This window comes from Bartonella sp. AC535YNZD (genome assembly GCF_042196625.1).
In the GTDB taxonomy this organism is placed as follows: Bacteria; Pseudomonadota; Alphaproteobacteria; order Rhizobiales; family Rhizobiaceae; genus Bartonella.
Genome location: NZ_JBHIQP010000107.1, coordinates 1 through 501 on the forward strand (window position 1 = coordinate 1; position 501 = coordinate 501).

Annotated in this window: 1 protein-coding gene; it reads left to right on the forward strand. The window is 38.9% G+C overall.

The window, feature by feature from the left end; translation table 11 throughout:
• Positions 1-14 precede the first annotated feature (14 nt).
• Complete coding sequence (locus ACFIM8_RS09475) at positions 15-491, forward strand: hypothetical protein (RefSeq protein ID WP_375607640.1); 477 nt, start codon at positions 15-17, stop codon at positions 489-491.
• Positions 492-501: the final 10 nt, after the last annotated feature.

Here is a 501-nt window from a genome sequence, read left to right on the forward strand (position 1 = left end):
TGAAAGAGGGGAAAATGAAAAAAATCTTAAAACTATTGAGCTGCATAGCTCTCTTAACTACAGCTGGATGTGTTAACCAACCTCCTCCATCAACTTTAGCATTATGGGAAAAACCAGGTGTCGATAAAGCGATGATCCAACAATCCTTGTCAAAATGTGGTTGGAAACCGGTTTATGCTTCTCCTGACGATATGAATTCGTATGCGAGTGAATTTGCCTCAGTTTATGAATGCATGAAAAAAGCAGGTTTCCGGTATAAATTGCAAGATTCAAAAGGGATCTATTTTACACAACCTCCAAAAAGTGGCTCATTCTTAAGCAATTTAATGATAGCAGGATATCAGCAGTTTATGGACAATGACACCTTTGGTGTGACCAATAAAACGAAACAGGAACGCGCTTTACTAACGCATTTTGAGGATGAAAGAAAACGTCAGCAAAAGCAAAAAGCTTTACAAAAGCGATCACCAAAGCGTCCTCCCCATCGTTAAAAAGGTCGTT

Coding starts and splice junctions, on each gene's coding strand:
- ACFIM8_RS09475 (WP_375607640.1), top strand. CDS start 15: ATGAAAAAAATCTTAAAACTATTGAGCTGCATAGCTCTCTTAACTACA.